This is a genomic window from Corynebacterium sp. HMSC036D02 (genome assembly GCF_001836165.1).
Taxonomy (GTDB): domain Bacteria; phylum Actinomycetota; class Actinomycetes; order Mycobacteriales; family Mycobacteriaceae; genus Corynebacterium.
Map to the genome: position 1 here is coordinate 1 of NZ_KV827686.1, position 13,095 is coordinate 13,095.

Annotated in this window: 14 protein-coding genes and 1 tRNA gene; 5 read left to right on the top strand and 10 right to left on the bottom strand. The window is 60.8% G+C overall.

What is annotated here, in order from left to right; genetic code table 11:
* Nucleotides 1–127: 127 nt before the first annotated feature.
* The gene (locus HMPREF2743_RS07765) at nt 128–1,141 is read right to left on the bottom strand and encodes an alpha/beta fold hydrolase (RefSeq protein ID WP_070447487.1); all 1,014 of its coding nucleotides are present in this window, start codon (nt 1,139–1,141) and stop codon (nt 128–130) included.
* Between the two features lie 26 nt (nt 1,142–1,167).
* Between HMPREF2743_RS07765 and HMPREF2743_RS07770 the strand changes: the two genes are divergently transcribed.
* Together HMPREF2743_RS07770 and HMPREF2743_RS07775 are read left to right on the top strand one after the other, a co-directional pair.
* Entirely contained in the window at nt 1,168–1,470 is a 303-nt protein-coding gene (locus HMPREF2743_RS07770; RefSeq protein ID WP_070447489.1) for an acyl carrier protein, read from the top strand.
* A complete protein-coding gene (locus tag HMPREF2743_RS07775; protein WP_070447492.1) occupies nt 1,467–2,246 on the top strand; it encodes an HAD-IIA family hydrolase in 780 nt (259 codons plus the stop codon). Before HMPREF2743_RS07770 ends, HMPREF2743_RS07775 begins: the two co-directional genes overlap by 4 nt.
* Nucleotides 2,247–2,249: 3 nt before the next feature.
* Here the strand turns inward: HMPREF2743_RS07775 and HMPREF2743_RS07780 are convergent, their stop codons facing one another.
* From HMPREF2743_RS07780 to HMPREF2743_RS07815, 8 genes are all read right to left on the bottom strand, one after another.
* Nucleotides 2,250–2,699 (bottom strand): hypothetical protein, encoded by a 450-nt coding sequence (locus HMPREF2743_RS07780; RefSeq protein ID WP_070744683.1) that lies wholly within the window; start codon nt 2,697–2,699, stop codon nt 2,250–2,252.
* 400 nt (nt 2,700–3,099) lie between these two features.
* Nucleotides 3,100–3,903, bottom strand: coding sequence for a serine hydrolase domain-containing protein (locus HMPREF2743_RS07785; protein ID WP_070447498.1), 804 nt, complete (start codon nt 3,901–3,903; stop codon nt 3,100–3,102).
* 20 nt (nt 3,904–3,923) lie between these two features.
* Nucleotides 3,924–4,583: an excalibur calcium-binding domain-containing protein gene (locus HMPREF2743_RS07790; protein WP_070744685.1), complete on the bottom strand. Its 660-nt coding sequence runs from the start codon at nt 4,581–4,583 to the stop codon at nt 3,924–3,926.
* Between the two features lie 276 nt (nt 4,584–4,859).
* On the bottom strand, nt 4,860–6,461 hold the full coding sequence (locus tag HMPREF2743_RS07795) for a mechanosensitive ion channel domain-containing protein (RefSeq protein ID WP_070447504.1): 1,602 nt from the start codon (nt 6,459–6,461) through the stop codon (nt 4,860–4,862).
* Between the two features lie 43 nt (nt 6,462–6,504).
* Nucleotides 6,505–8,103 (bottom strand): ABC transporter substrate-binding protein, encoded by a 1,599-nt coding sequence (locus tag HMPREF2743_RS07800; protein WP_246824484.1) that lies wholly within the window; start codon nt 8,101–8,103, stop codon nt 6,505–6,507.
* A 38-nt stretch (nt 8,104–8,141) separates the two neighbouring features.
* Nucleotides 8,142–9,215 (bottom strand): trimeric intracellular cation channel family protein, encoded by a 1,074-nt coding sequence (locus HMPREF2743_RS07805; RefSeq protein WP_070818534.1) that lies wholly within the window; start codon nt 9,213–9,215, stop codon nt 8,142–8,144.
* 31 nt (nt 9,216–9,246) lie between these two features.
* A tRNA-Ile gene (locus HMPREF2743_RS07810) sits at nt 9,247–9,320 on the bottom strand.
* 236 nt (nt 9,321–9,556) lie between these two features.
* On the bottom strand, nt 9,557–9,931 hold the full coding sequence (locus HMPREF2743_RS07815) for a hypothetical protein (RefSeq protein WP_246818736.1): 375 nt from the start codon (nt 9,929–9,931) through the stop codon (nt 9,557–9,559).
* A gap of 192 nt (nt 9,932–10,123) precedes the next feature.
* Here HMPREF2743_RS07815 and HMPREF2743_RS07820 point away from each other — a divergent pair, with 192 nt between their 5' ends.
* On the top strand, nt 10,124–11,458 hold the full coding sequence (locus HMPREF2743_RS07820) for an AAA family ATPase (RefSeq protein ID WP_070744689.1): 1,335 nt from the start codon (nt 10,124–10,126) through the stop codon (nt 11,456–11,458).
* A gap of 29 nt (nt 11,459–11,487) precedes the next feature.
* Here HMPREF2743_RS07820 and HMPREF2743_RS13000 read toward each other — a convergent pair whose 3' ends face one another.
* The gene (locus HMPREF2743_RS13000; RefSeq protein WP_371326362.1) at nt 11,488–11,793 is read right to left on the bottom strand and encodes a helix-turn-helix domain-containing protein; all 306 of its coding nucleotides are present in this window, start codon (nt 11,791–11,793) and stop codon (nt 11,488–11,490) included.
* A gap of 209 nt (nt 11,794–12,002) precedes the next feature.
* Between HMPREF2743_RS13000 and HMPREF2743_RS07830 the strand changes: the two genes are divergently transcribed.
* Nucleotides 12,003–12,914: a RelA/SpoT domain-containing protein gene (locus tag HMPREF2743_RS07830; protein WP_168162396.1), complete on the top strand. Its 912-nt coding sequence runs from the start codon at nt 12,003–12,005 to the stop codon at nt 12,912–12,914.
* Nucleotides 12,907–13,095, top strand: a 189-nt coding sequence (locus tag HMPREF2743_RS12870) for a hypothetical protein (RefSeq protein WP_083321618.1), incomplete at its 3' end; no start/stop codon positions are given. The genes HMPREF2743_RS07830 and HMPREF2743_RS12870, both read left to right, overlap by 8 nt.

Sequence of the window (13,095 nt, forward strand, 5' to 3'; positions counted from 1 at the left end):
AGTGATGCATCCACCGCTTGAAACCGCCTGAATCAGAGCCTATAACTTTGGCAGGACGGGCAGTTCGACCACCACAGGAGGCCCAGTCAACGCTAATACAAGGCCCAGCAGCCACCAGCAGCGAGGACTAGCTGCCGAGCACGCGATCGAGGACCCGGCCCAAAGCCTTGGAGACCTCGCTGGGCTCTTCCAAGATGACCATGTGGCCGGCGCCGTCGATGACGGTCAGGGTGGAGTCCGGCCAGTGGCGGGCAATGACCTCTGATTGGCGGTGCGGGGTCACAATGTCATGCTCGCCCACCACGATCTCCCCCGGCACGCTGCGCAACCGGGCCGTAGCACCAAATTCGGAGTGCTCCACCAAGTCATCGAAGAAGCCCGCGTAACTCGACATCGGGGTATCCAGCAGCATCGCCACGTGGAACTGCAGCTTGTCCATCTGCGGGAAGCCCTGCAGCAACGCTGCAAAGGCCGGGGCGATGAGTGCCGCTGCCTCGAAGCGCACGCGGTTGAGCCGATTCGGCAGCTTCAGGCAGGCGCGGTAGACCATGCCCAGCGTCTTCGATTCCAAGACACGCGCCACGCCCTCGGCTGCAAAGCGCTGCATCGAGGTGGCCACCAGCGCCATTCCCTCGACGCGCTCAAAGACATCCCGCGGTGCGCGGCGCAAAAGATTCAGCGCAATCATCCCGCCCATCGAATGCCCGAGGAGCACCAAGGGCCCCTCGGCGGCGCGCTCGGCAATGACGGCCAGCACATCATCGGCCGCGCCCCGAACCGTGCACTGCGCGGGGGCGACGTGGGTGGATTGGCCGTGGCCGCGGACGTCGACAAGCAAGCAGCGCACCGATGGGTAGTTGTTGCGCACGTCGTTGACCTGGGAGTAGAAGCTCTCAGCCGACAGGCAGTAGCCATGGATGAAGACCGCGGTGACCTCCGCATCCTGCGGGCCCACCTCATACCACGCCACGCGCACGCCGTCGTTATCCACGAAACCGGAGTCAGTCACCCCAGTCAGGCCCGGCTCTGTCGTGAGATCATGCAGCTCGTTGTGGACGGTATGCTCGACAGCGCGCATGCGGGGGCGGGCCCGGCGCGACCAGCTGCGGGCGATGGCGGAGGAACGTGCTCGAATAACCATGACATTTCAATACTAGACTGGGCCCCATGGCTAATGACCTTTCAGCGCAACTCCAAGCCCGCTTCGGCTCCACACCGGCAGAAGAGCAGGACTCTGCACCCGCCGGGGACGCATACAGCGAGCTCACCCGCCTCATCACTAAGGTGACCGGCGTGGAGGAAGGCCTGGAGCGCGAAGCGAATTTGGAGGACCTGGGGGTTGAATCACTCGAGCGCATCGAATTAGCCGTGCGCCTCGAGGAAGCCTGCGGGGTCCGCCTCAACGAAGAAACCATGCTCTCCGTCACCACGGTGGGCGAGCTTGCCGAGTACTTGGAGGAACACTCGTGATTTCTTATCTTTCGGACATGGACGGCGTCCTCATCAAAGAAGGGGAGATGATTCCCGGCGCGGATAAATTCATCCAGGCGCTGAAGGATAACAACATCGAGTACATGGTGCTGACCAACAACTCGATGTCCACCCCTCGGGACCTGTCCGCACGTCTGAAGAACACCGGCCTGGACATCCCGGCGGAGCGCATCTGGACCTCGGCGACGGCCACGGCGGCCTTCCTCTCCAACCAAGCGGGGCTGTCCACGGCTTATGTCGTGGGCGAGTCTGGCCTGACCACCGCGCTGCACGAGGCCGGTTGGATTCTCAATGACCGTGACGCGGACTTCGTGGTCTTGGGTGAGACCCGCACTTATTCTTTTGAAGCCATCACCACGGCTATCAATCTCATCCGCAACGGCGCGCGGTTCATTGCCACAAACCCGGATGTTACGGGCCCGGCACCGCAGGGCGTACTCCCGGCCACGGGTGCAGTCGCAGCACTCATCACCGCAGCTACCAACCGCGAGCCCTACTACGTGGGCAAGCCGAACCCGGTCATGATGCGCAGTGCGTTGAACAACATCGGCGCGCACTCGGAGAATACCGTCATGATCGGTGACCGCATGGATACCGACGTCAAGTCTGGTCTGGAGGCCGGCATGCGCAGCATCCTGGTGCGCTCAGGTATCAGCGATGACCGCATCATCGAGCGCTATCCTTTCCGCCCGACGCGCATCATTGACTCCGTGGCGGACCTGCCGGAGCGCATCTTCGATCCCTTCGAGGACTAGGGCTTAGACCGCACGCTTGACGACGCCCCGAAACCCATACTCCCCCGCCAGCATCTCGACCGCGCGGCCCAGCGCTTCTAATTCGCTGGGCGTTCCGGTGAGCACTTGCTGGCAGCCGATTCCGGCGCAACCGGCGTTGGCGGCGGCCGCGCTACCGAGAGCGCGGCCGCTCATCGGATCCCATACTGAATCGCGGCGCCAGCGGGTGCACCATTGGGCGGTGAGTGGATCATCGCCGGGCACAATGAATTCGCTTTCACTGCGAATACAGCGCGCCATGGCGCGCTCGATGGCAGGGCGCAGGCTGCGCGGCATGCCTGAAATCTCCAGCACGGCAGTGCAGACCTCACCGCAGGCGCGGTTGGGCCAACTATCCGCCGGGCTGCCAAGTGGGGTGGCTGAAGCGGCCGGCGCGGCGGCACCGGCTAGCTGCGGGTGAACGCGTTGATTCACTCCTTAAACTCCTTTGACGTGCGAGTGATGGCACGCCGGCATACGCCGACGCAAGACGAGCTTCGTCTTCCCCTACGAACTTGTCTTCATCACGTCACTCGCGCCGAGGCGCGAACACCGCCTGGTGCGGCCTCAGTATGTGGCCACGCGGTGCGTCGTTGTGTGCCCACAATTTTCCCCCGCCACTTGGGCCACAACAACCCTCAACCTGCACTTAAGCCCCCCACAGTCTCAACAAGAACTTGAGACTTCCATCCGAAAATTCGCCCCACCAATCACTTAAGCCACAGAAGAAAACGCGCGCAACACGCGCGCGTTGTCGCCACAGTCACCCCTGCTACCCCCGTCGCCGCATGCGTGGCCAGGTGCGACGAGCTTCAACGTTGCCGCGCAATCGTGACTAGCGCGCCTGGCACTCCTGCCAGATGGCCGTGTTGCTCTCTGCCCACAGCGGCTTACACCACTCGCCGAAATCACGGTCAGTGAGCGCAACCATGGCCCAGTCACCAGCCACCCACAGGTAGGTACCGCTCATGCCGAAGTGCCCCACGGCATCGGCAGGCAAGCCACCCATCCACTGCTGCTTCTCGCCGTGGATTTCAAAACCCAGCCCCCACGTGCAGTCCTTGAAGCTGCCATAGCCGGGCACAATACCCCGCAGTCCGGGGAACTGAACGCTGCGCATCTCCTCCACAGTCGACGGATCGAGCAGGCTGGGCGAAGATACCTCGGCAGCAAAGGCAGCGAGGTCCTCCACAGTGGAGACCAGTCCGTGTCCGGCTGAGCCCTCCATGGAGGTGGCCCGCATCCCCAGCGGGGTGCACACGCCCTCAGTGAGGTACTCGGCGAAGGGAATCTCGGTGGCCTTCTCCACCTCTTCGGCAGCCCACTCATAGCCGGCCGAGGAGTAGATGCGGCGTTCCCCTACGGGTTTCTGCGGCTCGCGAGAATCAAAGCCCACACCCGAGGCATGAGCTAAAAGATGGCGCAACGTGGAGCCTTCCGGACCCGCGGGCTGGTCCAACTCCACTGCCCCTTCTTCCACGGCCACCATCACCCCATAGGCGGCCACCAGCTTGGTCACGGAGGCCACCGGGAAGCGGCGGGAGGTATCCCCCAGCTGGTCTACCACCTCGCCGCGGTGCAGCAAGGCGGCGGCAACGGTATCGACTGGCCAGGACTCAAGAGAAGAAAAAGCGCTCATGCGCTCCAGCTTAACGGGGCTTAACGAGGATCGCGCTCACAGCCTACGCCATCACCATCGCGGTCGAACTTGGAGCGGAAACCCGGCTCACCCGCATAGATGGGGCGGCCCAGCGCGTTCCACACATCAGCGCAGCGGGTGAAGGACGCCGGTGCCGGCTTCGGCGCCGGTGCGGGAGCAGGCGCTGGTGCAGGCTTCGGGGCGGGAGCCGGTGCTGGAGCTGGTTTCGGTGCGGGTGCGGGAGCCGGCGCAGGCTGTGGGGCCGGAGCAGGTGCCGGTGCGGGCTGCGGTGCCGGCGGCGACGGAATCACGCCCGGAAGCGGATTCGGGATGATGCGCTGCTGCACGGCCCAGTACACGCCACCCGCAATAGCTGCGAGGATGGCTGCGGAAATGCCCACGCCAAGAGCAATCTTTTCACCCTGGGAAGACTGCTGAAATTCGGCGTCATCTTCCGCGCTGGAAGAGTCAGAGCTCTGGTCAGAGGATTCAGCATCCTGGCTAGAAGATGCAGCATCCTGATCAGAAGACAGATCGGCACCAGCATCAGCAGCAGAAGAGTCACTGGCAGGAGCCTCAACCCCCGGGGCGGCGGTCTCCGCCTGTGCGGGAACAACGGCGGAAAGACAGAGAGAAACAGAGACAGAGGCGGCGAGAACCGCGCGAGAGAACTTGGTCATAAACCTAAGTTATATCCCGCGGTTCTTCCCCGCAGGAAATTGCGCATCGAGATGGAGCTGGAATGCCCCCGGCCAATACTTCGTTAACGGATGCCCCCGCCATGGCGATACACAAGGTGTAGCGCATTGCGCCGCTGCACTTCCCTATCACTCATATCTCTTATGCGCCCTCTCCAAGCGTTTCCCGGCAGCACATCCTCAGCGCTGCCCCTGAGAACAGCACTGTATTGCTGTCTCTCGGCAACACTCTCCCAACTCTGCCGGGCTTTGCAGGACCTACATCAAGGTTGAAGGCTCCGCAGCACCCTCCGTGGCGTTCGCGGTGGGCTGCTCATTCACGGTTGGTGCGGCCGTTTCGGAGTACTGTTCCTCGACCGGAGCTTGGGATTCAGGAGTTTGCGGATCCGCCGGCACATACGTGGCCTCACTGTCCGGAGTTCTATCGGTCGGCGTCACCGCTTCACCGGCATCCGTCGGTTCTTGGTCCGTGGAATCAGTAGACGGTGCGCCCTGCGGCGTGGTGTTCGGCGCAACCGATGGCTCAGACGGTTCCGCGGACTCGGAAGCTGCTTCTGAATCCCCCATCCAGCGCGAAGGCGAAAGCCACCCAGCATCCACCCCATCCGGATTAGCGGAGGAAAGCAGCAGCAGGCCCACCACGCCGAGGCCTGCGATGAGCCCCGTGGTAGAGGCACGCACGCGCCCGCCGAGTGTCCAGAAGTACTGCCACTTGTTCCCCGGCTTATCTGCGCGCCAGATGCCGCGCTGATAGTCGTCCTCCTCTTCCTCCTCGGGTTCGGCCGAATACGCCGGACGGCCGGGGCCGTCATCCATGTTCTCCTGCGGCTCCTCAGCGGCATCGGCCACAGCTTCCGTGGCGATGACCTCCGTCTGCGCCTCAGCCGCGCTATCCGACGTCGCGCTGTGCTGCGAGGTCGAAGCGGCCCCTGTCGCCGGCATGACGGTGGTGGGGGTGCTGGCATCAAGGGTGTTGGTATCGGGGGCGTCGTCAAGCACCTGCGGGGCATCGCCCGGCAAGCCCTCTGCCGTGGGCATCTTATATAGATCCCAGAAGGAGGACAGCAGGGCTGAGCGGATAGCGCGCTCCACCGCCCACTGGCGGGCGGGGTTCACCTGCACCAAGACGCGGTACTGCACCTGCCAGGGTTGGCCAGCCGCAGTGGGCGCTGTAAGCCCGGTCGCGGGCAGGACGTCGAGCTCGCCGGCCACATCCGCGCGGATATCCGGGGTATCAAGCGCGTGCTGTGAAATCTTTTCCACCTGTTCGGTGATCTCCGGCAAGGACTCGCCCTCGTGGACCGGGATGGCAATATCCACCACCGCACGGGACCACTCTTGGGAGAAGTTCGTGACCACGCCCGCAGAACCATTGGGCACCATGACGACTTCGCCGGTGGGCGTGCGCACAGTCGTCGTACGCAGAGTCAGCGATACAACGGTGCCTTCCACGCCCGTCACACCGTCGAAGCTGACGTAGTCACCCACACCGAACTGCTTTTCCGACAGGATAAAGAAGCCCGCGAGGAAATCACCGATGATGGACTGCGCACCGAAACCGACGGCGGCCGAGACGACGGTTGCCGGAATCGCCGCGCCAAGGGGCGGCACCCCAAGGTTGGACAGCGCAGCCAGTACAAGCAGGAAGTATGCCACCGCCTGCGCCACGTACACCAGCGCCCCGGCGAGGGCTAGGCGCGCTTTGGTGGATTCTTGATTCTCATCCAGACGGGACTCAATAACCCGCACAGCCAGCCGGCCGATACGCGGGATGAGAATGCCCAACAGAAGCATTCCCAACAGCGGCAAACCATGATCTACGATGGCCTGCCAGATGGCGAACATGTAGTACTTCAGCATTCCGCCGAGGTTACTCTTTCAGCCTGACAGAACCCTTGGAGTCTTAAGCGCGGTGGATGAGATAGTAGTTCGGGGTGGGCTTCCACGTGAAGCCGGCGGGGACGATGTCTGCGCCGTAAGCGGTATAAGCCTTCGTGGTCCACAGCGGGATGGCCGGCATCTTTTCCAGCAGCAAGCTCTGCGCTTCGGTGTAGTACTTCTGGGCTTCCTCGTGGTCTTGTACCTGGCCAGCCTTTTCCAGCAACTTATCGTATTCACGGCTGCTAAAGCCGGACTCGTTTTCTGAGGAGAAAGAGGCATACAAGGGAACCAAGAAGGTCGATTCCTCCGGGAACTCCGCCTGCCAGATCGTGCGGAAGGCCCCTGTGATGTGGCGGGCAGTAACCTCTTTGCGCAGGTCCTTCAAAGTCGCGAACTCTTGACCCTCTGCGGGAATACCGAGGGTATCCCTCAGCTGTTTCGCTACCGCGTCAATCCACGTCTTGTGGCCGCCATCGACGTTATAGCCAATGCTGAATGTGCCTTCGAAGGGCTTCAGCCATTCGGCTTCTTCCCACAGCTCGCGGGCCTTGTCCGGCTGGTAGGTCAGCACGTCGGCTCCCTCTGGGACAGGCGGGGTGGTGCCAAAGAGCGGCGCGACGAAACTGGTGGCAGGAAGCACCCTGTCGTGGAAGACGTCCCGAGCAATTTCTTCTCGGTCCACCGCCATGGACAAAGCGCGGCGGCGCAGGCGCCCAGCCTCACCGCGGAAATTCGCGTCATTGGCGGGGATGGTGATTTCCATGATGGAGCCACCTGGCGTAGTCAGTGCACGCTCACCCAGTTCCTTTTCGAAGCTGCCGAGTCTCTCCGATGGTATGCGTGTGAGCACGTCCAGCCGGCCTTCGACGAGATCCTTATAAGCCTGCTCCTCCGAGGAGTAGACAACGAACTTAATGCCCTCATTCTGCGGGGTGCGCGGGCCTGTATAGCGCGGGTTTGGCACGAGGGTCACTGCCTTCTCACGCTCCCAAGAGGCCAGCATGTACGGTCCGCTGCCGATGGGCTCCATTCCGCGCTCGCTCAACTTGTCTTGGTCTTCGGAGCGCATGGGGAAAAAGCCCGAATAACCCAGCCTCTCCAAGAACCCCGCCGTGGGGCGTGAGAGCTCAATGCGGAAGGACTTCTGCCCCGTGACCGTCAGACCGCGCATGGTTTTCTTGCCGTCATGAAAGCCCAGAATCGGTTCAAAATGGTGTGCCGAGAGCAGTGACTGGCTTACCGCGGTATTCCACGTGTCGACGAAGTCCTCAGCGGTGACGTTGGAGCCATCGGAGAACTCTGCGTCCTCACGAATCACCACGTCATAGGTCGTGTCATCGACCTGCGTGATGGATTCCGCCATGTCATAGTGGGCACCGCCGGCTTTATCCACGTACATCAGCCCCGAATACACCAGGTTGATAATGGTCTGCCCCGGCACATCGTTGGAATCAGCCGGGATGAGGGCGCGTTGCGGCTCTGAAATATCAGTGGTGATGAGGTTCATGTCTGAGGTATCCACGCCGCCGTGCTCCGACCTGCACCGCACCATCGCGGGCGCCGCAACTCCCGACATCGCTACCACCGCCAGCAGGCCCAGAAAATTTCGCCTCGACGTCACGCGTTCATCACCTCACTTTCACCCATACTTTAGAGGATCTAATCATCTCGCTTTTCATAGCGGCGCATGAGCCTTTCCACCAACTCATCGGTGAGCTGGTCATCGGCCAAAATGCGATCCAAAAGCTCCCGCGGTGAGGGCTCATCAGCGCTCGGGGTTTCATAGGAGTCACCGCTTAAGTCCACGCCGAAATCGGGGGTTTCCGCCTCCGCGGGGGCCGGCTCCATCATCTCCGACATCTCCGCGACTTCCTCGTTGAAGGAATCAAGGAACTCGTTGGCGTCGATAGCCGCTTCCGCACGTCGCTTGCCGGCGCGCACTTCGCGCTCAATACGGCGCTGCAGTGCCTTCTCCATTTGGTTGTGGCGCCAGGAGCGGAGCTTGGTGGGCTCTAGACGACGCCCCACGGCCCTGCCTTTACTCTCCGCCTTGCGTGCCATCACCATGACGTAGGCCGCGGTGTCATTGACCGGCGCCCACTCCTGGCGGGCGGGCACGCGCCACCCGGCCCAAATACCCAGCATCGTCATCACAAAGGAGACGATGGGGCCCAAGATGACTCCCCAGGCCAAGTATCCGGCGGAGTCCGCGCCGAGCACCACCAGGGCACAAGCCACCGCCGGAATCACGGTGGGGGTGTTATCCCCGAAGACGGCGGGCTCGCGCCCCATGGCAATATCACGAATCATGGATCCGCCCGTGGCCGTGAACACGCCCATCATGATGCAGGGAATCAGGGGCAGGCCATAGGCAATGGCCTTGAGCGCGCCTGTCGACGCCCACAGCGCCGAGACCACCGCATCCCCATGGGACTGGACATAGTCCCACGTCTTGCCTTTGAAGTAGACGAAGCGGGCGATGATAGCACCAGTAAACGCCAGGTAGAGGTACTCCGGCTGGCTCATCGCGGCGACGGTTCCGCGGTTGATGAGCACGTCACGGATCATGCCGCCGCCGAGGGAGGAGAACATCGCAATGAAGAAGAAGCCCACGATGTCATAGCCACGCTGGCGGGCCATGGTTCCGCCAATCATGCCCATGAGGAGGACACCAATGATGTCGGACCAGTAGTACAGCGACTCGATCAATGGGTCCATCTCGACAACGCTCATGGTGGTCATCGTATCGGGTGCTGAGCAAAAGTGGGGCCACCGGGGCTCGAACCCGGGACCAACGGATTATGAGTCCGTAGCTCTAACCGACTGAGCTATAGCCCCGCGTATTCCCTGCCTGATGAGAGCACCAGTACTCAACCAGCACACAATACAGACAGCGAATCCGCTCCCAGCAACATTAATCGGCGGGCCCGGAAAACGGCAATTTAGGCCCCTGAAATCGCTGTCTGAACTTCAGCAGCGATCTTCCGGTCTTTCCACCGCCACGACGAAGCCATGGCACGCTTCTGCTCACTTTTGGCCGGGCTGGGCTCTAGACGCTGGGTAAGCTGCCAGGCTTATTCCTTCTTTTTCATCTTTCTGGCTTGCCTGCGCTCACGCCTTCGAGCACGCTTTGCCTTGCGGATGTCCACGACCCAACGCGGAACAAAAGGCCACGGAAGCGGTATCCCAATCGCTCCAGTAAACCCAATCACTCCGATGACGAAAGCTGCCATGATCGGAACAAGCAGCACCGTTTCGGCGGGCTCTGGGAGGTTCATATTTGCGACCAGCCCTGTGGCACCGGCAGCGCCCATAATTAGCGTGCCATAGGGATAAATAAAGAGCACGCCATCACTTTCGGCGCCTTCCGCATCGGCTGTGTCGTACCATCTTTCTGATCTGGGAGTTGTTCGCACGCTCCGGATGTAATAGGTCCAGTAGAGAACCATGACAACCACCAACCCGAGACACACGAGCAGCTCAGTAGTATCCCCGTGCATAGGATGTGGCCTCCTGTGATTGCTTTTGCGGTGTGTACTAAAACGCTACCAGCGTCCACTGGGTTAAGGCATGGGAGGAAAACGAATCTCAGCGCCAGAACTTAGGCCCGATTTATGTGGTGAGCTTGTAGTCTTGCGAGCATGAGGCTCCTTTCCTTTAGCGTGTCCAACTTCCGCAGCATCCGCGCCACGCAGACGCTTTCGCTGTACCACCATTGGCAGCACTCCACCGCGCCGGAGGAAGGTTGGGAGCAGGTCAGCGATCCCATCACCGTCCTAATCGGCCCCACCGCCTCCGGAAAGAGCAGCGTCCTCAACGCCCTCGCTTTCGCCCTGCTTGCTATCGAATCCTCTGCCACCGCCTGGCTTGCCGACGCCCCACCCAACCAACTCCCCCACGCCCCGTACCGCCTCGACCCCAAAACGCAGCGCTTGCCTAGCACTTTTGAGCTGGAGTTCGAGCTTGACGGCGTGCGCTATCTCTACGGCTTCCAGTGGAGCTTTACCGGCGTGCATGCCGAGTGGCTCAGCCGCGTGCCCTCGACCAGGTGGAGCCCCTGCTTCGTGCGCACCCGCGGTGAGGAGGTGCAGTGGACGCGTTCCTTTATGGATAAGGGGGACATCGCCAAGCTCGGCCCCGTAACAGACACCGAGCTGATCCTCTCCGCCGGCCTGCGCGACGGGCACCCTGTGCTAGCCCCGCTGGCCCGCGCCCTAGTGTACGACGTGGCCTACCTGCCGCACGGGCATACCGCGATGAGCACCGCCTCCCGCATCACCGGCCTCATCCGCACCGGCAAGCTGCACCTGCATGAGGCTGCCGCCCTACTTCGCGCGGCCGATGCCGGAATCCACTCCGTACGCCTCAACCAAGACCGCATCCCGGAACACGTCTTCCGCCAGATGCGCCCGGTCATCGACGCGCTCAGCCGCAGTAGCGCACGGCTCCGCCGCCCCGACGAGTTCAGCGCCTACTCCGATGCGGAGATTGAATCCCTGCTGCACGCCATCATCGTGGAACACAAGACCGATGATTCCTTCTACGAGCTGAAGCTGACCGATGAATCCGGCGGCACGCAGAACTGGATGGCCACCGCTCCCCTGGTGCTGGACCCCCTGCGCCGCGGCGGGATTCTGGTTGCCGATGAACTAGATTCCGCCCTGCGCCCAGCTCTTCTCGATTTCATCATCCACGCCTTCCGCGAGCCCGACATCAACGTCCACGGCGCGCAGCTCATCTTTGCCTCCCACACCTTCAGCGTCCTCGAGCGCGCCGGCGAGCTGGGCCTGCGCCCGGAAAGCTTCTGGTCCGTGGAGAAGACCTCCGCCGGCGAATCGGAACTACACAACCTCAGCGACGTGCCCGTTTCCCTGGGCAACCCCGACGCCACCCACCACTTCCTGCGCGAGCGCTACGGCACCGCCTCACGCGAGGCGCTGACTGCGCTGCGGGAGCTTGTCACGGACGGTGCATGAAAGGGGCGGGCGCTTGGCGACGTGTCCCCTCAGAACAAATGCGCATTCTCCTCTTCGAATGCACGCCATTCCTGGAACGCCATCACACGTTCTTTGGCACGCTGGCGCCTCATTTGCAATACGTCTTCGCGCTTGAACCTCGTATGCGTTCCACGCTTGTGGGTAACTATCTTTCCGTCCCTTGCCCATTTCATGAGCGTTGGGCGCGAAACACCTAGCAGCTCGGCGGCTACCGTGCTGGTGAGCTCCTCAGGAATGCGAGAGATTGTGACTTCTCCTCGTTGCGCAACGGACGTCAAGACCTGGGAAATCAATCGCTGAACATTACGTGACAACGGGACCGGGCGCTCTTGCGCTAGCCACCCCAGTCAGCTTCCAAGGCGTTGCCATTCAACAGGTTGGACAAGTCACTCGCGATACCGATGAAAAGCAGGGACTCACTCCCGACAACGATTAGAACGGCCCCATGGTTGACTGATTGCTACTAGATTAGAGGCTGAGCACAACTGAATTCATTGTGCTCTGCTCGGGGGAAAGGTTAAAAGTGAGCAATGAAACAAGTACGGACGCCACGTTCCTTTGCAAAAAGCGTCCCTTCTCAAATTCACAAATTGATAAGTTGGGGGAGTTCTATGTAGGAAAGCGCAGTACACCGCCCGATTGCCAAGAAGAAATCATCGCTTGGTACGAATGGCTCAAAGACGAAACTACGAAGCTCGTTTCGTCTGCGGTTCAATCCATAGACGCTGACGGTCGAGGGCCTTTCGAGGCAGTACAATCTGCCCGAGTCAAGACTAGGTCATCCATCGCAGACAAATTAAACAGAGGATCCCGCTTATCGGCGATGCAAGACTTCGCCGGTGTACGTTTCGATCTGGGCGCGACTCACTCTGTCCTACTAAATATTGCCAAGGCTATCGAGGTTCTAGTCAAGCAAGTCAATGCGGAAGTAACCATCAAGAACTACCTCTCTAATCCCCAGCGTGGATACCGTGCGGTGCATGTATGGATTACCAGCAAACCTACCGGTCGCGTGGAGATTCAATTGCGCACCCAGCTCCAAGCCGAATGGGCAAATACATTTGAAAAACTGGCAGACCTTACAGGCCGACGAATTCGCTACGAAGACGAGTACCGTCCAGCGCACCCCGACTTACAATCTTTGAGGGCAAACTTGCTCGAAATCTCTGACCGTTTCTACAACATGGAGACTAGTCTGGAAAAGGGGTACGAATCAGCGCAGAATGGTTTGCAGTCAATAACCGCGACATCAAGGGCCATCCCCGTAGATCCACATGTACATAGAGACCGGGCTAAGTTCTACATGCACATGGCAAACTATGAGTTAGAATTAGCAGACACTGCTGAAAACAACAATGACACCCTCAAAGCGCTGAGAAAACTACAAGACGCCCTTACTGGCCCGCCAATCGAAAGCGAACAGATTAATGACTGATTTCATAATCACTTACAAACGTCGCTCAGGTGAGTCTTTCATCAAACAATTCTCGGACTCGACTCAAGCGCTTAAGGAACGCCTCCGCCGCGAAGCAGCGATCGACGATCCTGATATTGAGATCGCCCATATTTCAGCGCCTTCCCTGGAATCCTTGAAAAAGTCGCATTCACGGTATTTC